This window comes from Microbacterium sp. MMO-20 (assembly GCF_037147735.1).
In the GTDB taxonomy this organism is placed as follows: Bacteria; Actinomycetota; Actinomycetes; order Actinomycetales; family Microbacteriaceae; genus Microbacterium.
Genome location: NZ_JBBCUU010000007.1, coordinates 107,008 through 125,071, shown reverse-complemented (window position 1 = coordinate 125,071; position 18,064 = coordinate 107,008). Strand labels below are relative to the sequence as shown.

19 protein-coding genes are annotated in these 18,064 nt (G+C 69.6%); 10 read left to right on the top strand and 9 right to left on the bottom strand.

All coding sequences use genetic code 11. The features are described from left to right. The first annotated feature begins 29 nt into the window (after positions 1-29). A complete protein-coding gene (locus WFI52_RS10525; protein ID WP_336626353.1) occupies positions 30-470 on the top strand; it encodes a MarR family winged helix-turn-helix transcriptional regulator in 441 nt (146 codons plus the stop codon). Beyond that, positions 467-1,837: an MFS transporter gene (locus tag WFI52_RS10520; protein WP_336626354.1), complete on the top strand. Its 1,371-nt coding sequence runs from the start codon at positions 467-469 to the stop codon at positions 1,835-1,837. Before WFI52_RS10525 ends, WFI52_RS10520 begins: the two co-directional genes overlap by 4 nt. A 99-nt stretch (positions 1,838-1,936) precedes the next feature. Here the strand turns inward: WFI52_RS10520 and WFI52_RS10515 are convergent, their stop codons facing one another. After that, complete coding sequence (locus WFI52_RS10515; RefSeq protein WP_336626355.1) at positions 1,937-2,563, bottom strand: DUF1349 domain-containing protein; 627 nt, start codon at positions 2,561-2,563, stop codon at positions 1,937-1,939. Between the two features lie 116 nt (positions 2,564-2,679). Here WFI52_RS10515 and WFI52_RS10510 point away from each other — a divergent pair, with 116 nt between their 5' ends. After that, the gene (locus tag WFI52_RS10510; protein ID WP_336626356.1) at positions 2,680-3,036 is read left to right on the top strand and encodes a protein-L-isoaspartate carboxylmethyltransferase; all 357 of its coding nucleotides are present in this window, start codon (positions 2,680-2,682) and stop codon (positions 3,034-3,036) included. 6 nt (positions 3,037-3,042) lie between these two features. Here WFI52_RS10510 and WFI52_RS10505 read toward each other — a convergent pair whose 3' ends face one another. Then, a complete protein-coding gene (locus tag WFI52_RS10505; RefSeq protein ID WP_336626357.1) occupies positions 3,043-3,381 on the bottom strand; it encodes a peptide ABC transporter permease in 339 nt (112 codons plus the stop codon). Then, the gene (locus WFI52_RS10500) at positions 3,378-3,704 is read right to left on the bottom strand and encodes a DUF7882 family protein (RefSeq protein ID WP_336626358.1); all 327 of its coding nucleotides are present in this window, start codon (positions 3,702-3,704) and stop codon (positions 3,378-3,380) included. The genes WFI52_RS10505 and WFI52_RS10500 overlap by 4 nt, the downstream gene beginning before the upstream one ends. A gap of 127 nt (positions 3,705-3,831) precedes the next feature. On the opposite strand from WFI52_RS10500, the gene WFI52_RS10495 reads away from it, so the two are divergent. Further along, on the top strand, positions 3,832-4,305 hold the full coding sequence (locus WFI52_RS10495) for a MarR family transcriptional regulator (protein ID WP_336626359.1): 474 nt from the start codon (positions 3,832-3,834) through the stop codon (positions 4,303-4,305). A 22-nt stretch (positions 4,306-4,327) separates the two neighbouring features. On the opposite strand, the gene WFI52_RS10490 is transcribed toward WFI52_RS10495, so the two are convergent. Next, a complete protein-coding gene (locus WFI52_RS10490; protein ID WP_336626360.1) occupies positions 4,328-4,819 on the bottom strand; it encodes a MarR family winged helix-turn-helix transcriptional regulator in 492 nt (163 codons plus the stop codon). Positions 4,820-4,984: 165 nt separating this feature from the next. Between WFI52_RS10490 and WFI52_RS10485 the strand changes: the two genes are divergently transcribed. From WFI52_RS10485 to WFI52_RS10470, 4 genes are read left to right on the top strand one after another with little or no spacing between them, the layout of a single operon-like run. Beyond that, positions 4,985-6,565, top strand: a complete 1,581-nt coding sequence (locus WFI52_RS10485; protein WP_442927744.1) for a carboxyl transferase domain-containing protein — start codon at positions 4,985-4,987, stop codon at positions 6,563-6,565. A gap of 5 nt (positions 6,566-6,570) precedes the next feature. Next, on the top strand, positions 6,571-8,577 hold the full coding sequence (locus WFI52_RS10480) for an acetyl/propionyl/methylcrotonyl-CoA carboxylase subunit alpha (protein ID WP_336626362.1): 2,007 nt from the start codon (positions 6,571-6,573) through the stop codon (positions 8,575-8,577). Beyond that, positions 8,574-9,077 (top strand): MaoC family dehydratase, encoded by a 504-nt coding sequence (locus tag WFI52_RS10475; RefSeq protein WP_336626363.1) that lies wholly within the window; start codon positions 8,574-8,576, stop codon positions 9,075-9,077. Before WFI52_RS10480 ends, WFI52_RS10475 begins: the two co-directional genes overlap by 4 nt. Beyond that, complete coding sequence (locus WFI52_RS10470) at positions 9,074-9,892, top strand: HpcH/HpaI aldolase/citrate lyase family protein (RefSeq protein ID WP_336626364.1); 819 nt, start codon at positions 9,074-9,076, stop codon at positions 9,890-9,892. The genes WFI52_RS10475 and WFI52_RS10470 overlap by 4 nt, the downstream gene beginning before the upstream one ends. A gap of 31 nt (positions 9,893-9,923) precedes the next feature. Here WFI52_RS10470 and WFI52_RS10465 read toward each other — a convergent pair whose 3' ends face one another. From WFI52_RS10465 to WFI52_RS10455, 3 genes are read right to left on the bottom strand one after another with little or no spacing between them, the layout of a single operon-like run. Continuing rightward, positions 9,924-10,805, bottom strand: coding sequence for a transglutaminase family protein (locus WFI52_RS10465; protein ID WP_336626365.1), 882 nt, complete (start codon positions 10,803-10,805; stop codon positions 9,924-9,926). Beyond that, entirely contained in the window at positions 10,802-11,734 is a 933-nt protein-coding gene (locus WFI52_RS10460; RefSeq protein WP_336626366.1) for an alpha-E domain-containing protein, read from the bottom strand. Before WFI52_RS10460 ends, WFI52_RS10465 begins: the two co-directional genes overlap by 4 nt. Continuing rightward, entirely contained in the window at positions 11,728-13,401 is a 1,674-nt protein-coding gene (locus WFI52_RS10455; RefSeq protein WP_336626367.1) for a circularly permuted type 2 ATP-grasp protein, read from the bottom strand. Before WFI52_RS10455 ends, WFI52_RS10460 begins: the two co-directional genes overlap by 7 nt. 164 nt (positions 13,402-13,565) lie before the next feature. Between WFI52_RS10455 and WFI52_RS10450 the strand changes: the two genes are divergently transcribed. Beyond that, the gene (locus WFI52_RS10450) at positions 13,566-15,056 is read left to right on the top strand and encodes a molybdopterin-dependent oxidoreductase (RefSeq protein WP_336626511.1); all 1,491 of its coding nucleotides are present in this window, start codon (positions 13,566-13,568) and stop codon (positions 15,054-15,056) included. 11 nt (positions 15,057-15,067) lie between these two features. Here WFI52_RS10450 and rocD read toward each other — a convergent pair whose 3' ends face one another. Together rocD and ddaH are read right to left on the bottom strand one after the other, a co-directional pair. Continuing rightward, positions 15,068-16,285, bottom strand: a complete 1,218-nt coding sequence (rocD, locus tag WFI52_RS10445; RefSeq protein ID WP_336626368.1) for an ornithine--oxo-acid transaminase — start codon at positions 16,283-16,285, stop codon at positions 15,068-15,070. Beyond that, complete coding sequence (ddaH, locus tag WFI52_RS10440) at positions 16,282-17,151, bottom strand: dimethylargininase (RefSeq protein ID WP_336626369.1); 870 nt, start codon at positions 17,149-17,151, stop codon at positions 16,282-16,284. Before ddaH ends, rocD begins: the two co-directional genes overlap by 4 nt. A gap of 94 nt (positions 17,152-17,245) precedes the next feature. On the opposite strand from ddaH, the gene WFI52_RS10435 reads away from it, so the two are divergent. Continuing rightward, positions 17,246-17,983, top strand: coding sequence for a hypothetical protein (locus WFI52_RS10435; RefSeq protein ID WP_336626370.1), 738 nt, complete (start codon positions 17,246-17,248; stop codon positions 17,981-17,983). Positions 17,984-18,064 lie beyond the last annotated feature (81 nt).

Below are 18,064 nucleotides of genomic sequence, written 5' to 3'. Positions count from 1 at the left end.
AAGGCTAATGAGCTATGCTAAGGAAAAGTATGGATCCTCAACACACCTCCGCAGACCCCGCGACCGAGGCATCCGATTTCCGCATGGCGACGTTCCGCCTCGCGCGGCGCCTGCGTTCGCAGCGCGCCGTCGACACCATGAGCGACGGGCAGTTCGCCGTGCTGGCGGCGCTCTCGAGCCACGGACCGCACACTCTCGGTGAGCTCGCCGACCGCGAGCGCGTCTCGGCGCCGTCGATGAACCGCACGGTCAACTGCCTGGAAGAGTCGGGCTATCTCTCGCGCACACCCGATGAGACCGACCGACGCAAGGTCAACATCGCCCTCACCGACGCGGGGCGCGGCGTCGTCGCCGAGACCGTTCGCCGCCGCGACTCCTGGCTCGAACAGGCGCTCGCCGAGCTGACCGACGCGCAACGCGCCACTTTGCACGCCGCCGCGGCGATCATGCGAGAGGTCGCGGCCCGATGAGTGCGATGTTCCGCTCCTTCTCGGTCTTCAACTACCGCGTCTGGTTCATCGGCGCGCTCGTCTCCAACGTCGGGCAGTGGATGCAGGGCACGGCACTCAGCTGGGTCGTGCTGACGCAACTGACCGACAACGACGCGGGCGCCATGGGCATCACGATGGCACTGCAGTTCGCCCCACCACTCCTGCTCGTGGGCATCACCGGCTGGGTCGCCGACCGGTTCGACCGGCGACACCTGCTCTTCGTGACGCAGTCCCTGCTCATGGCGATCGGCGCGCTCATCGGCATCCTCATCCTCTCCGGTGTGATGACGCTGCCGCTCATGTACCTGTTCGCGTTCCTTCTCGGCATGGTCGCCGCGTTCGACAATCCGGCGCGTCAGGCGTTCGTGTCCGACCTCGTCGCCCGCGAGAACGCATCGAACGCTGTCGCATTGAACGCGGCATCGTTCAACAGCGCCCGCATGATCGGTCCGGCCGTCGCGGGCATCATGATCGTCGCGGTGGGAACGGGATGGGTCTTTCTCGTCAACGCCGCGACGTTCCTCGCCATGATCGTCGCGCTCCTGCTCATCCGCCGGAACGAGCTCATCCCGCGCGTCAAGGCCCCGGGAGCCGCGCGGCTCGCCGACGGTTTCCGCTACGTGCGGCGGCGGCCCGACCTCATGGTGACGTTCGCGATGGTGTTCCTGCTCGGTGCGTTCGGCATGAACTTCCCGATCTTCGCCTCCACGATGGCGATCGAATTCGGGAAGGATGCCGACGGCTACGGCCTGCTCTCCTCCGTTCTCGCCATCGGATCGCTGACCGGCGCTCTTCTGGCAGCGCGCCGCGAGCGCGCGCGCATCCGCATGGTGATCGTCGGAACGGGGCTGTTCGCCGTCGCCGCCGGAGTGAGCGCCTTCATGCCCACCTATGCGCTGTATGCCGTGACTCTCATGTTCACGGGCTTCGCCGTGGTGACGACGATGACGACCGCGAACGGGTACGTGCAGACGACGACCGATCCGGCGCTCCGCGGGCGCGTGCTCGCCCTGTACATGGCGATCCTCATGGGCGGGACCCCGATCGGTGCGCCGATCGTGGGCTGGATGGCCGACACGTTCGGCCCGAGGGCCGCGATCCTCCTCGGCGGGGCGGCCGCGTTCGTCGCGTTCGCGATCGGATTCGGCTGGCTGCTCGTGTCGGGGCGGCTGCACCGCCACGAGACCCGGCGCTTCGCCCTCACCCTCGACGAGACACGCCCTATCGGGATCATCGGGGCGGTCGCTCCGGAGGAATTCAGCGACGAGGTCGCCGGTACGACGCCGATCCGCCTCCCCGAGATGGACGTGCCCGAGGTCGCGACCGACCGTACGCGGCGGGCGTGAGCGCCCTGTCCAGGTTCTGACCGCGGCGCCGTCAGCCGCCGACGTGGAATCGCGAACCGCGACCAGGCGGCTTCGCCTTCCGGCCCCTGCCGGAGAAGTTCAGTGGAGCGAGGCATCCGCCGAGGTGCGCACCCACTCAAGGAACACGACCTCGAGCCCCGCCCGGGTCGGAGCACAGACGAATGGACCCGCCGAGGCTCGCGCATCCGCGGGGAATGGGGCCACACGGACGAGGCGCAGCGCTTCGCCCTCGATGCCTGCGCGCACGACGAGCGCATCGCGGAGCCGGCTCACCCGAACCCGCAGCCGGTGACCGGACCACTCCGGCACCGCGCCTACCGACCAATCCGACAGTCCGTCGGTGACGACAGCGCCCACCCCGAGCACGCCGTCGGCCCATTCGACTCCCGCCTTGATCCACCGCTCCGCGCTCTCACGGACGAAGATGCCTGCCTGGTCGAACTGTGAGGAGAAGTCGGCGGCGAAGGAGACCTCCATCGCGTCACCGACGTCGAACGCGGTGAGGAGCGCATGCTCGGTATCGTGCACGAACCCGTACGCCGTCTGTCGCCAGGCGTCGCTCCCTTCCTTCGCGATCACGCGCAGCGCCGCACCGTCGACGGTCGCGGCGGCCGGCGGGGTCGTCCACGCGCCGGCTGACCACTCGATGCGCTCGTTCCCGCCGGCATCCTCGCCCGCGTGTGAGCGCGCAACTGCGCCGTCCATGCCGAACATCGTATCCAGAGCCGGCCCGGCGGCGATGCGGGGAGCAGGCATAATGGTGTTACGGCGCCACGCGCTCCGCAGTCCCGTCGGCCGGGGCAGAAATAAGGAGAAGACTGATGCCGTACCGCAGCAGGGCCACCGTGCAAGGGTGGGTGGACGACTACATCGTCGAGCACCCCACGGTCTCGAACGTGGTCAGCGTCCTCGAGAAGGATTTCACTCCCGGACCCGACTCGGGACTGGTCGTCATCTCATTGCGCAACGCGTCCACGGTGACCTACATCCAGCCCCTGGTCGATGATCGCGGGCCGCGCTGGCTCGTGACGTTCGAACCCCGCGCGGATGCCTTCGACCTGGATGCCGAGGGTGTCGCGCGACTCTCCGCCGATCTTGCCGTCGTCTCCGACATCTGCGGCTACCTGCAGGAGCGCACGGAGCAGGCGATGGCTTCTGCGACGACGTCGCAGGACTGACCCGGATCAGAGCACGGGCAGCGTCAGCACTGCGGTGACGAATGCCCCGAGCGCGACCATCCCGCTGATCGCCGCAGCGAGGTGGAAGCCCGCCTCCGCGCGCGGAGACATCATGGGTTCAGACGCAGCCGGGGCGGTCTCGACGGCTCGCTGCGCCGCCGCCAGCGTCGGGTACCTGCCGACAGGGGTCGAACGACCGTCGAATCCCACGAAATGGCCGTCGCGCGTGCGCTCCGCGTAGCCGACGTACTCCCCCGCCCGCGAGGCCACATGAAACCCCGACTCCACCCGCGCCCAGGTCACGCGCGCGGGAAGGAGCCCGCGCGCCGGCAGAACGCTGGTCACGCGACGACCGCCAGATCGGGCCGCTCCGCGCGCGCTGCGGCATCCACATCGATGACGATGCCCATCGAAGAGGCGGCCGCTTGCGCCAGCTCGTTGACGTACGCAGGGTCCAGGCGAATCGGATCGGCGCTGTCGAAGTCGAAGCGGAGCGGGATCGCGCAGTGCACCCACAGCGTCGACCGACCATGCTCAGCGGAGGAGAACGACACGGCGAACCCCTCCGACCGGCGCAGCTTCGCGGTGGCGACCACCTTGAGGTGCGCGAGCTCCCCGTCCTCGACGGTGATCGGCTCGGACGTGTTTCCGTAGTACAGACGGCCCATGATGACTCCTCGAGGTCGGTTGCTCGTTAGGTTATTCCGAAGGTAAGTAGTTAGTCAAGCGAGATATCTACCGAGCAAAGTCTGATCTGAGTTATATTGATGTCACCTGATCTTCAGGGGGTGGAACATGATCGGCTCGGCCAGCGCACACGACGTCAGAAGCGCACTCTCTCGATATCGCGCAGCCGACATCGAGATGCACGAACGCGTGCGCGCAACAACGTCTCTCGGCGAGAACGAACTGCGGATACTGCAGCTTCTTCTCGCGCGTCGACGCGACGGGGTTGATGTGAAGCCGAGCGATATCTCGCGACACCTCGGCATCAGCTCCGCTTCGACGACGGCCCTGATCGACCGCCTCGAGCGTCAGGGAAACGTCGAGCGACGCACCCACCCGACTGACCGACGGAGCATTCTCGTCGCCCCCACGGAGCGCGCCGTCAGCGAGGTCGCCGACGTGGTCGACGCGTACGACCGGAGAATCGGCACCGCGATCGCCGGGCTCAGCGAGCCCGACCGGATGGCGATCGTCACCTTCCTCGATGCCGTCGCGGCGGCGGCGGACGAGGTCGCCCGCTCCCGCGCGCGCAGCTACGCCTGATCGACTCGCCTGAGCGACCCGCTCAGGCGTCGATCGTGTCGACGGCCTCGCGCATGTCATCGAGGAACGCGATGACCGTCGCGCGCTCATCGGCACTCATCTTGCGCACGACCCCCATCATCCGCTCGTGCATGGCCCCGAGAGTGTGGCGGACCTCGGTCTCCGACTTCTGGCTCGACGCGATGAGGACGCTGCGACGGTCGTCGGGGTTGGGCGTACGGGTGATGTGCCCAGTCTTCTCCAGGCGGTCTAGGAGCGCCGTCGTCGATGCGGACGTGATGCCGAGGTAGCGGCTGATGGTGACGGGCGTGACGCGCTCGTCCCTCTGCTGGGCGCGAGCAAGGAAGCGCAGGACGAGGAGCTCGTTCTCGCCCATGTCCATCGACTGCTGCGTCCGCCGGCGCATGGCGACCTCGGCGGCACGGTAGGAGCGCATCGCCTCCATGACGGAGGTCGAACGCGCATCGTCGTCGGCGTACCAGTAGGACCCCGGGCGGCCCTCAGACGTACTCATGCGGATATTCTCGCGCGGCCGTCGGGTGAGCGCACGTCGAAGGTGACATCTGGACGGGAGTTCGCGCACGCGGTACCCTCCCGCCGCATCGGAACGGTGGACTCCTCTCTCGGCGCGCGCTATCCTCGTTCCAGTTAATGATTCATAACCGAATCGAGGATGCCGTTGTCCGACTCTCGACCCGAGGGCTATCGCACGCTCGTCACCGAGCTGCGCACACATCGGGCGCACGCCGTGCAGCCAGGTCCGGACAACCCACGGTGGGAGGCATCCCGCGCACGCCACATCGCGCGCGGCAAGCTGCTCGCCCGCGACCGCATCGACGCGCTACTCGACCGCGGCTCGCCCTTCCTCGAGCTTGCACCGCTCGCGGCGTGCGACCTCGGCGACGATTGGCCCGCCGCCGGGGTCATCGCCGGAATCGGCCTCGTGGAGGGGCGCCACGTGATGGTCGTCGCCAACGACGCGACCGTCAAGGGCGGCACGTATCATCCCCTGACCGTCAAGAAGCACCTGCGTGCGCAAGAGGTTGCCGGGGAGAACCGACTGCCGTGCCTCTACCTCGTCGACTCCGGCGGGGCGTTCCTGCCGATGCAGGACGAGGTCTTCCCCGATCGTGACCATTTCGGGCGCATCTTCTACAACCAGGCGCGGCTGTCGCGCGACGGCATCGCGCAGATCGCCGCCGTCATGGGGTCGTCCACAGCCGGCGGGGCATATGTTCCCGCGATGAGCGACGAAACCGTCATCGTGCGCAACCAGGGCACGATCTTCCTCGGCGGCCCGCCCCTCGTCAAGGCCGCCACCGGTGAGATCGTCAGCGCCGAGGAACTCGGCGGCGGAGTGACGCACTCCCGCATCTCGGGCGTCACCGACCACCTGGCCGAGAACGATCACCACGCCCTCGAGATCATGCGGAGCATCGTGGCGACCGTGCCCCGACCCGCCCCGCTGCCGTACGACCTCGGCCCCGCCGACCCACCGCTGCACGATCCCGATTCGCTCTACGACGTCGTCCCCGTCGAGCTCACAACCCCGTACGACGCCCGCGAGATCATCGTGCGTCTCGTCGACGGCAGTCGCTTCGACGAGTTCAAGCGCGAGTACGGCGAGACCCTCGTCACCGGATTCGCGCACATCCACGGGCATCCCGTCGGCATCGTCGCGAACAACGGCGTCCTCTTCGCCGAGTCGGCGATGAAGGGGGCGCACTTCATCGAGCTGTGCGACCAGCGCGGCATCCCCCTGCTGTTCCTGCAGAACATCACGGGCTTCATGGTCGGGCGCGAGTACGAGCACGGCGGCATCGCCAAGCACGGCGCCAAGATGGTCAACGCCGTCGCCTGCGCCCGCGTGCCGAAGCTCACGGTCGTCGTCGGCGGCTCGTTCGGCGCGGGCACCTACTCCATGTGCGGACGGGCCTATTCGCCACGGTTCCTGTGGCTGTGGCCGGGAGCGCGCGTGTCGGTGATGGGCGGCCCGCAAGCGGCATCCGTCCTCTCCACGGTGCGCGCGGAACAGCTGGATGCCGCGGGGACCCCCTGGACCGACGAAGAGAGGGCAGCATTCGAGCAGCCCATCCGCGATCAGTACGAACGCCAGGGCAGCCCCTACTACTCCACTTCGCGCCTGTGGGATGACGGCGTGATCGAACCCGCGCAGACCCGCGACGTCCTCGGCCTCGCGCTCGACGTCGTCTCGCGCGCCCCGATGCCCGATGCCGGCTACGGCGTCTTCCGGATGTGATCCCCATGACCACGATCGACACTCCCGTCATCACGAAGGTCCTCATCGCCAACCGCGGCGAGATCGCGGTGCGCATCATCCGCACACTCCGCAGCGTCGGCATCCGCTCGGTCGCGGTCTACAGCGACGCCGACGCCGGCGCCGTGCACGTGCGCCTCGCCGACGAAGCCGTGCGGCTCGGGCCCGCTGCGGCTGCGCAGAGCTACCTGTCGATCGAGCGGGTGCTGGATGCCGCGCGTCGCACGCGCGCCGACGCGATCCACCCGGGGTTCGGCTTCCTCGCCGAGAACGCGGAGTTCGCACGTGCGTGCGCCGACGCGGGGATCGTGTTCATCGGCCCGAGCGCCGAGGCGATCGAGATCATGGGCGACAAGATCTCCGCCAAGCAGACAGTCGAGGCCCGGGGCGTGCCCACGGTGCCCGGGCTCGCACGGCCCGGCCTCACCGACGAGGAGCTGATCGCGGGCGCCGCGGGAGTCGGCTTCCCCGTGCTGATCAAGCCCTCCGCGGGCGGCGGCGGCAAAGGCATGCACGTCGTCGAGCGCGACGCAGACATCGCCGCCGCCGTTGCGGCGGCGCGGCGGGAAGCCGCGGCATCCTTCGGCGACGACACGCTCTTTCTCGAGCGGTACGTCACCAGCCCTCGGCACATCGAGGTGCAGATCATCGCCGATACGCACGGGAACGTCGTGCACCTCGGCGAGCGCGAGTGCTCGCTGCAGCGGCGGCACCAGAAGGTCGTCGAGGAAGCGCCCTCGCCGCTGCTCGATGAGACCACCCGCGCACGCATCGGCGCGGCGGCCTGCGAGACGGCCCGAAGTGTCGGCTATGTCGGCGCGGGGACCGTCGAGTTCATCGTTCCCGGTGATGCACCGGACGAGTTCTTCTTCATGGAGATGAACACGCGCCTGCAGGTCGAGCATCCTGTCACGGAGCTCGTCACGGGCGTCGACCTCGTCGAGCTGCAGCTGCGCATCGCCGCGGGCGAGCCCCTGCCGTTCACGCAGGAGGACGTCACCCTGACAGGCCACGCGATCGAGGTTCGGGTCTACGCCGAGGATCCTCGGGCGGGATTCCTGCCGACAGGCGGCCACGTGGAGCGGGTCGTACACCCCTCTGGCACCGGGATCCGGGTCGACACCTCGCTCGAGGACGGCGTGGACGTCTCGACCGATTACGACCCGATGCTCGCGAAGATCATCGCGTGGGGGCCCGACCGCGAGGAAGCACGGCGGCGTCTTGTCACGGCGCTGGAGAACACCGCGATCTTCGGTTTCGAGACGAATCTCACCTTCCTGCGGCTGCTCCTCGAAAGGCCGGAGGTCGTCGCCGGAGACCTCGACACCGGCCTCATCGCACGCGTCTTCGACGACCTCGCCCTCCCCGAGATTCCCGAGCGCGTCTTCGCGGAGGCGGCGCTGCTGATGCGCACCCGGAACGCGACCGATGCGGCCCCCGTCGCGACGGGACCGTGGACACGCGCCGACGGTTGGCGACTCGGATCCGCGGCGCCGAGCGTCTTCGACCTCGAGGCCGGCGGCGCCGGTGAGCGCGTGCGGGTATGGGCATCGTCGTCCGGAACCGAGTTGCGCGTCGCTGTCGGCGACGGCGACGCGCAGACCGCGACGGTCGCGGTCGAGGGCGCTCGGGCAACCGTGAGCATCGAGAATCTGACGCGGTCTTTCCCGTTCGCGCCGGTGCCCGGCGGGATCTGGCTGCCCGGCGACGGCGAAGCGGTGCACGTGCGTGAACGACACGCCTCGTACGGAGCGGATGCGGCATCCGACGCCTCCCCGACACTCGTCTCGCCTCTCCCCGGGACGGTCGTCATGGTCTCCGTCGACGATGGCGCTCGGGTCGAGGTAGGCGACGCCATCGTCGCCGTGGAGGCGATGAAGATGGAGCACGTGCTGCGCGCCGCGGTCGCCGGTACCGTGAGACTCGACGTCGCGGTGGGCGACCAGGTGGCGCGCGGCGGGGTCGTGGCGCGGATCGAGGTGGAGGACGCATGAGCGACGAGCAGGAACCCCGGAGGATCACGCAGCGCGGGCTCTACTTCGAAGAGTTCGAGGAGGCTGCCGTCTACGTCCACGCGCCCGGCCGTACCGTCACCGAGGCCGACAACGTGCTTTTCACGACGCTGACGATGAACACGCAGTCGCTGCACCTGGATGCCGCGTGGTCGGCGGAGACGGAGTTCGGCGAGCGCCTCGTCAACTCCATGTTCACGCTCTCGACGATGGTCGGCCTCTCCGTCGCCCAGCTCACCCAGGGCACGATCGTCGCGAACCTCGGGTTCGAATCGGTGCGCTTCCCCGCACCCGTCCGCGTCGGCGACACGCTCTACGCCGAGACGCTCATCGCCGGCAAGCGCCCGTCGTCGTCGCGGCCGGGGCAGGGCATCGTCGAGTTCGCGCACACGATGCGGAACCAGCGCGGTGAGGTCGTCGCCGAAGCGACCCGCACGACCCTCATGCGGTGTCTTCCCGCCTCAGGGGAGGATGCCTCGTGACCACTGCCATCGTCGGGCCCGCACTGCTGTTCTGCCCAGGCGACCGGCCGGAGCGCTATGCGAAGGCGGCGGCCGCCGCCGACACCGTGATCGTCGATCTCGAAGATGCGGTCTCCCCCGCCGACAAGCCGCGCGCGCGCGACGCCCTCGTCGCGGCGGCCGACGCGGCATCCCTCGATCCCACGAGAACGATCGTGCGGGTCAACCCCGCCCCGACCGAGGAGTTCGCGCGCGACCTCGAGGCCATCCGCCGGACGCCGTACACGACCCTCATGCTGGCCAAAGCCGAGGGCACCGCGCAGCTCGACGCCCTGGCCTCCGCCGGCACCTTCGGGGTGGTCGCCCTGTGCGAGACGGCGCTGGGCGTCGTCAACGCCGCCCAGATCGCGGCCCACCCCGCCGTCATCGGCATGATGTGGGGCGCAGAGGACCTCATCGCGAGCATGGCGGGGCGCACGAGCCGGTTCGCCGACGGGCACTATCGCGATGCCGCACGGTACGCCCGCTCGACGGTCCTCCTGCACGCCCGTGCCCACGGGAAGGCTGCGATCGACGCGGTGCACATCGACATCGCCGACGTCGACGGGCTCCGCGCCGAGGCGGAAGATGCCGCGGCCTCCGGCTTCCAGGCGACGGCGTGCATCCACCCCTCGCAGGTCGCCGTGATCCGGGGCGCCTACGCCCCGACCGCCGAGGAGCGGGCGTGGGCCGAACGCCTCCTCGACGAGGCGACCCGCCAGAGCGGGGTCTTCCGCTTCGAGGGGCGCATGATCGACGAGCCGATCCTGCGCCAAGCGCGCGAGCTCGTGCGCTGACATCCGCTCTCACCCACCCACGCCGGACGGGCTATACCTCGCTGGTGATCGTGACCCGCACGTGGAGTTCGCCCTTCACAGGCCCGGCGTAGACGCCGCGCAAGGGCGGCACGTCGTTGTAATCACGACCGCGCCCCACGAGCACATGCCGGTCGCCGATCTCGGTGCCGTTGGTCGGGTCGTAGCCCTGCCATTCGCCGCCGAACCACTCGACCCACGCGTGCGACTCTCCCGTCACCGGCACGCCGACCTCGGGGTGCGGGTTCGGGTGCAGGTATCCGGAGACGTACCGCGCCGGGATGCCGACCTCGCGCAGGGCCCCCAGCGTGATGTGGGTGATGTCCTGGCAGACGCCCTTGCGCTCGACCCACGCCTCCGCAGCCGTCGAATGCACGCCCGTGACGCCCGGCATGTATTCCACGGCGTCGCCGATGGCCGCGGCGATCGCGAGAGCCGCCCGCCCCGGATCGGCGTGCTGCGAGGCGATCGAGCGCGCGATGTCTGCGACGTCGGGGTGCGGCGCGGTGCGCGCGGACTGCCCGAGCATCTCGATCGTCGCGACCGCCCGCCCCGCCTCGCGCTCGAGACGATCCCACGGGATGTCGACGAACTCGATCGGCCGGGGCCGCACCTCGACGAGCGAGCGCGATGTGATGTCGAGCGCGCTGTGGCCCGCGAGCACGTCGAACGCGGCGACGCGCGTGCCGAAGTAGTCGGTGTAGTAGTTGACGCTCGTGGACGGCTCGATGTCGAGCTGCGAACTCAGCACGAACTGCGCATCCGTCGACCCCGGCAGCATGCGCGCCTCGTTGTAGGACGCCCCGACGTCTCCTGGATACGTGAATCCGGTCGCGTGCTCGATGCGCAGTCGGCGGACGCCCTGCGATGAGCCGGCTGTCTGGCGAAGGGTCATGAGGTCTCTCCGATCCAGCTGGGCTCGGCGTGCGTCGGGAAGAACCGGTCGCGGATCGCCTCCGACGCCTGCCGCGTCACCTTCTGCACCTGCTCCATGTGCTCCGGCAGCTCCGCGAGGATCTCCTCGATCGGGCGGTACTCCAGGTCGTTGCGGATGCGCCCGAGCGCCCGCAGCACGGTGTTCGAGTGCCCGACCCGGTCGGCAACCGGATCGATCGCGCTCATGCAGTTCTCGGCGACCGTGATCGAGTGGATCACCGACCGCGGGAACAGCCGGTCGAGCAGCAGGAACTCGGCGGCGTTGGCGGCACTCGGCATCCCGCGATACGTCCGCAGGTACGCCTCGTAGGCGCCGCAGGAGCGCAGGATGGTCGTCCACGAGGGACCGGATGCCTCGGTGAGCGCCCGCGTCGCGAGCAGACGCGCCGTCATGTCGGTGCGCTCGATCGCGCGGCCGAGCGTCAGGAACTGCCATGCCTCGTCCCGGCTCGTCGACGAGTCCGTCACGCCGATCGCGAGTGCGGAGCGCTCGCGCACCCACTGGAAGAACTCGTGCGCCTTCTCGTTGTTGATGCGCCGCGGCATCCGCGAGTACGTCGTGTTGAGCGTCTCCCAGATCTCCGTCGAGACGATCTCTCGCGCGCGGCGCGCGTTCTCGCGGGCAGACTGCAGGGCGTAAGCGATGCTCGACGGGTTCGTCCGATCGACGGCGAGGCTCGTCAGCACGTCACCGCGCGTGACCTCGACGTCCGCGGGCGGCGGGAACGAGCCCATCACTCCCATGAGCGAACGGCAGGCGGTGTCCTCGTCGATCCAGGGGTCCTCGAGAAGCAGCTGCAGGTGCACGTCGAGGATGCGCGCAGTGCCGTCCGCGCGCTCGATGTAGCGCCCGATCCAGAACAGGCTCTCCGCGATGCGGCTCAGCATGCCGTCACCCCCGACTGCTGCTGCTGCTCCTGCTGCTCCGAGAGCGGACCGGCGTCACGGGGTGCCTGGTCGGGCGAGGCCTGCGCGTCGTAGATGATCGGAATCGCCTGCGTGACGGATGCCTGGTCGGCGACCAGGCCCGCAAGTCCTCCCGGCTCGTGCGGACCCCGGACGCTCCGCTGCGGTGCGTCGCCGCCGACGATCCAGGTGTCCTTCGAGCCGCCGCCCTGCGACGAGTTCACGACGAGCTGTCCCTCCGGCAGGGCGACCCGGGTGAGGCCGCCCGGCAGCACCCAGATGTCGTCGCCGCTGTTGACGGCGAAGGGACGCAGGTCGGCGTGCCGGGGACGCATGCCGTCCTCGACGAGGGTCGGGATGGTTGAGAGCATGACCACGGGCTGGGCGATCCACCCTCGCGGATCCTTGATGAGCTTCTTCCGCAGCTTCTCGAGTTCGGCGGGCGAGGCATCCGGTCCGACGACGAGCCCCTTGCCGCCGGAGCCGTCGACGGGCTTGACGACGAGCTCGTGCAGCCGGTCCAGCACCTCTTCGAGCGCAGCCGGCTCTTCGAGGCGCCAGGTGTCGACGTTGCCGAGCAGCGGTTCCTCGGAGAGGTAGTACCGGATGAGATCCGGGACGTACGTGTAGAGCAGCTTGTCGTCGGCGACGCCGTTTCCCACCGCGTTCGCGATCGTGACGTTGCCCAGCCGTGCGGCGAGCATGAGTCCGGGCGCGCCGAGCATCGAGTCGGCGCGGAACTGCAGCGGATCGATGAAGTCGTCGTCGACGCGACGGTAGATGACATCCACCCGCTTGGGACCGCGCGTCGTGCGCATGAACACCTTGCCGCCCAGGCACTGCAGGTCGCGCCCCTCGACGAGTTCGACGCCCATGAGGCGGGCGAGCAGCGTGTGCTCGAAATAGGCCGAGTTGTAGACGCCGGGCGTGAGAACCACGACGTTCGGGTCTTCGACGCCGGGAGGGGCCGAGTTGCGCAGGGCGTGCAGCAGCTTGTTCGGGTAGTCGCCGACCGGCTGCACCCGCATCGAGTGGAAGAGCTCGGGCAGCGTCTGCGCCATGACGCGTCGGTTCGAGATCACGTAGCTGACGCCCGACGGCACGCGCACGTTGTCTTCGAGCACGCGCATCTCACCGTGTTCGTCGCGGATCAGGTCGATGCCGGCGACCTGGATGCGCACGCCGTTGGCGGAGTGGATGCCGGCCGCCTGCCGATAGAAATACTGCGACGATGCGATGAGAGCGGCCGGGAGCACGCCGTCACGCACGCAGTACTGGTGACCGTAGGCGTCGTCGAGGAACGCCTCGAGCGCGCGCACGCGCTGCTTGACGCCCGCCTCGACGCGCGACCACTCGTCGAAGTCGATGACGCGGGGCACGGCGTCCAGGGGGAATGGCCGCTCCTCGCCCGCGAAGTCGAACGTCACGCCCTGCGCAAGATACGAGCTCGCGAGCGATTCGGTGCGGCCGCGCAGCTCTTCCTGCGTGAGCTGCGCGAGCGCCTGATAGAGCTCTCGATACGCTGCCCGGGACGGAGCCGCCTCGCCCGCACGCACGGGATGCTCGAACATCTCGTCGAACGCGGGAACGCCCGACACCGTCTTGCGCGGCGCCAGCGTGGAGCCGTAGCCGTCGAACAGATCGCCCATGCAGTGAGCCTAGTCGCGGGCGTGTTTCCGGAGTGTGTCGGGATGCCTCGGCACCGCGAGGTTCACACCGGACGCTCACCCGGCGGCTCTAAGCTCCGCACGTGGACACCGATGCACGCACCGCACCGGCGAGGCTGGGAGCCCTCGCAGGCGTCGCGGCGGTGATGCTCGGAGCGGGCCTCGGCGAGCTCACGGCACTCGCCGTCACGCCATCGTCGAGCCCCGTCGCCTCGATCGGAGGCGCCCTGATCGACGCCGCCCCGGGCTGGGCCAAAGACGCCGCGATCTCCCTCTTCGGCACGAACGACAAGGCTGCCCTCCTCACGGGGATCGCGATCGTCCTGTGCGCGGTCGCCTGCGCCGCCGGATGGCTCGAACTGCGGCGACCGCCGTGGGGTCGCATCCTCGCCCTCGCCCTCGGCGCGATCGGCGTCGCGGCCGCCGTCACGCGCGCCCAGGCATCCATCCTGTGGGCGCTCCCTTCGGTGGTCGCGGGCGTCGCAGCTGCGGTAGCCCTCGGCGCTCTCGCGCGACGTGCGCGCGGCGCCACCGGCACGGATGACGGGACCGGGGCGGATGCCGCGAGTGGCGCCGACCGCCGGACGTTCCTCGTCTGGTCCGGCGTCGCGACCGTCGCCGGAGCGCTCGCGCTCGTCGGCGGGGGGCTCGTGCGCGCGGGCAGTCAGGCGGCATCCGCCGTGCGCAGCGCGATCCGCCTGCCGCAGCCCGTCGCTCCCGTCACGGTGCCCGCCGCCGCGGAACTGGGTCTTCCCGGTCTCGCCGCGTACGTGACGCCGAACGATCGCTTCTACCGCATCGACACCGCGCTGGTCGTGCCCCAGATCGACCCCTCCGAATGGCGGCTGCGCATCCACGGCCTCGTCGCGCAGGAGGTGACGCTCACGTGGGACGAACTGCTCGCGCTCCCGCTCGAAGAGAGCGTCGCGACCCTCGCGTGCGTATCGAACGAGGTCGGCGGCGATCTCATCTCGAACGCGGTGTGGCTCGGCTGCCCGATCAGAGAGCTCCTCGCCCGCGCGGAGCCGGCCGCGGAGGCGGACATGGTGCTCTCGACGTCGATCGACGGGTTCACGGCATCCACCCCTCTCGAAGCGCTCACCGACGACCGAGCGGCGATCCTCGCGGTCGGCATGAACGGCGAGCCCCTCCCCGCCGAACACGGCTTCCCGGTGCGGATGGTCGTGCCAGGACTGTACGGCTACGTTTCGGCGACCAAGTGGGTCGTCGATCTCGAGGTGACGCGCTTCGCGGATCGCACGGCGTACTGGACCGACCGAGGCTGGTCGCCGCTCGGTCCGGTCAAGCTGCAATCGCGCATCGACGTCCCCCGCGCGGGAACGCGTGTGGATGCCGGTGACACCGTCATCGCGGGCGTCGCCTGGCAGCAGCACGTCGGTGTCGCGGGGGTCGAGGTGCAGGTCGACGACGGCCCCTGGCAGACGGCTGCTCTCGCGTCCGCGGTCTCAGGCGACACCTGGGTGCAGTGGTCGCTGGCATGGCGGGCGACGACCGGCATCCACACGATCCGCTGCCGCGCGGCCTCGGCGACGGGAGAGACGCAGACCGGCACAGTCACGGGCGTCGTGCCCGACGGCGCGACCGGCTGGCACGAGGTGCGGGTCGAGGTCGGCTGATCGCGCCGCGCTCAGCCCGCGAGCACGAGCCGCAACTGCTCGACGGCCCAGTCCAGTTCCGTCGCGCGGACGACGAGCGGCGGAGCGATGCGGATCGTCTGCCCGTGCGTGTCTTTCACGAGCACGCCGCGGGCGAGGAGCTTCTCGGCGATCTCGCGACCCGTGCCGACCGCCGGATCGATGTCGACGCCCGCCCAGAGGCCCGCGACGCGGATGCCGGTGACGCCGGCGCCCACGAGAGCCTGCAGCGCCGCCTCGAGGTGCTCCCCGAGGGCGTGCGCGCGAGTCTGGAACTCGCCCGACGCGAGCATGTCGACGACCTGACGCCCGACGGCGCACGCGAGCGGGTTGCCGCCGAAGGTGGATCCGTGCTCGCCGGATCGGATGACCCCGAGAATGTCGGCGTTCGCGACGACCGCCGAGAGCGGCACGATGCCGCCGCCGAGCGCCTTGCCGAGCAGGTACACGTCGGGGACCACGTCCTCGCGGTCGCACGCGAACGTCGTGCCGACGCGCGCGAGTCCCGACTGGATCTCGTCGGCGATGAAGAGTACGTTCCGCTCGTCGCAGATCTCGCGGATGCGGCGCAGGTACCCCTCCGGCGGGATCACGACGCCCGCCTCACCCTGGATCGGCTCGACGAGGACGGCCGCCGTGTTCTCGTCGATCGCTAGGGCGAGGGCCTCGGCATCCCCGTACGGCACCGAGACGAAGCCGGGCGCGAAGGGGCCGAACCCGTCCCGCGCCTGCGGGTCGTCGCTGAAGCCCACGATCGTCGTCGTGCGACCGTGGAAGTTGCCGTCGGCGACGACGATCGTCGCCTGTCCCTCCGGCACGCCCTTGACGCGATACGCCCAGGCCCGCGCCACCTTGATGCCCGTCTCGACGGCTTCGGCGCCCGTGTTCATGGGCAGCACCATGTCCTTGCCGCACAGCTCCGCGAGCGCCGTGGCGAACGGCCCGAGCTGGTCGTTATGGAACGCCCGACTCGTGAGCGTCACGCGCCCGAGCTGCGCCGTCGCCGCGGCGATGAGGGCGGGATGCCGGTGACCGAAGTTGAGCGCGGAGTATGCCGACAGGAGGTCGAGGTAGCGCTTGCCTTCGACGTCCGTGACCCACGCCCCCTCGCCGTGCGCGACGACGACGGGCAGCGGGTGGTAGTTGCGCGCGAGGTGCGCGTTCTCTGCCGCGATGAGGGTGTCCGTGAGCGCGTCGGTGATCGGGGTCATCGCTTTCCTCGCAGTTCGAGTGTGCAGCACTTGATGCCGCCGCCGCCGAGCAGCAGCTCGGACAGGTCGACGAGAACGGGGTTGTAGCCGCGCGCGCGCAGTTGGGCCTCGAAACCGTTCGCGCGCGGCGAGATGAAGACGTTGTAGCCGTCGGATGCGGAATTGAGGCCGAACACGGCGCCATCCGCGTCGGACACCTGAATGGCGTGGGGGTAGCGCTCGGCGAGAACGCGACGCGACGCGTCGTCGAACGCCGTCGGCAGGTACGCGATGTTCGCCTTCTCGGCGCCGCCCGCCCCTTCGACGGGATCGAGAACCGAGATCGCCGTGTCGAGGTGGTAGAAGCGCGGATCGATGAGGCGCAGCGACACGACCTCTCGCCCGAAGACCTCGGCGACTTCGCGGTGGCTGTCGCCGACGGATCGGAATCCCGTGCCCGCGAGGATCACGTCGCCCACGAGCAGGAAGTCGCCCTCGCCCTCCTGTACCGCGACCGGCTCCACCACGTCGAAGCCGCGGCGGGCGAACCAGTCCATGAAGGGCCGCTCCTCGCCTCGGCGCTCGTCGACGCGGAAGCGCACTCCGAGCGCCGTGCCGTCGATGACGAACCCGCCATTGGCGGTGTAGACCATGTCGGGCAGGCCCGGGACGGGGTCAATGAGCTCGACGTCGTGCCCGAGCGCGACGTACGTGTCGTAGAGCGTCTGCCACTGCGCGACGGCCTTGGCCGTGTCGGTGGGGTTGCGCGGCTCCATCCACGGGTTGATCGTGTAGCTCACCGTGAAATGGTCCGGCCGGCACATCAGATAGCGTCGGTGCTGCTGAATGCGCTGCGGTGCGGGCTCAGCCTGTCGATCAGTGGCCATCTCGCTCCTCATGTCCTCGGGGCGGGCGCGCGGCATCCATTCTGTCAGACGCGACCTCCCCCGCGCTGAGCTCCGGAGAGTAAGTTTCTTCTGTATGGGGCGTCGTTCGGGAGACGAGACCCGCGCACTGCTGCTGCGGGTGGGGATGCAGATGCTGCTCGAACGCGGCGTGTCGGCAGGGGTCCAGCACATACGCCTGCAAGAGGTGCTGCGCCGGGTGGGCCTCACGACCGGCGCCGCCTACCGGCTCTGGGGTGACCAGGAGGACTACCAGCGCGATCTCGCCGTGGCGATGGTGCAGCTGCGCCTGAGCGGTCCGACGGACTACGTGCGGGCAGCGGTCGACGACCTCATCGCAGCCGGCGCCCCCGGCAACGACGTGATCCGCGCCGCGGCGGACGCGCACGTGCGCACCACGTTCGCCGACGCGGACGCAGACGACCCCGCGACCGCCCTCGACGCCCAGCAGTTCCTCATCTCGCTCGCTCTGCGCACGACGGCGCGGACGTGGCCGGAGCTCCGGGATGCCGCCAACGAACGCCACCGCGAATCCATCGCCGCGTTCGCGGAGTTCTACGCGTATCTGATGGAGGCGTACGGGCTGCGGATGAAAACGCCCCTGACGATCGCCGACTTCACCGAGGCAATGGCGGCGATGGGCGAGGGCTTCGCCATCCGCGCCCTGGAAGGGCTGGAGCACCCGCGATACACCTGCACGGACGGCGAAGAGGTCCCCACAGGCGAGTGGACGCTGTTCGCGTTAGGGGTCCGAGCCCTGGTGAACGAGTTCATGACGCCCGTCGGGGCGGGGGCGGCTCGCACCGCAGGCTGACGGCGGGCGGGCGGGAGCTCTGGAGCCGAGAACCCCCAACCCCAGAGCGACACTCCCCCCGGTGTGTCAAACGACAGCGGA